General features: G+C 46.4%; 1 pseudogene. It reads right to left on the bottom strand.

The features are described from left to right. Positions 1-233 (bottom strand): annotated as a pseudogene (gene phhA, locus R0J87_RS24995) (phenylalanine 4-monooxygenase); the annotation flags it as partial.

The raw sequence follows: 233 nt of genomic DNA, 5'->3' as shown, positions 1-233 counted from the left end.
CTGATGAACCATGCTCATGATGTCTTGATGTGCCAGCTCAAACAGTTGCTGTATACCATCAATCTCAAAATAAATCGGTTGCATGATGTCAATACGATACGGTGTGCGTAACACATCAACAGGATCAAACACTTTGTAAATCGGTTTATCGCTGGTCATCGCATATTCGGTTTCGCACGGTGAAGACAGAATCCCGCCACCGTAAATCCGGCGCTCACCGTGCTGACGCATCA

Source organism: Halomonas sp. SIMBA_159, from assembly GCF_046536035.1.
GTDB classification, from domain to species: domain Bacteria; phylum Pseudomonadota; class Gammaproteobacteria; order Pseudomonadales; family Halomonadaceae; genus Vreelandella; species Vreelandella venusta_A.
Note: the sequence above shows the minus strand (reverse complement) of the source record. Positions and strands in the feature narration are given on the sequence as shown.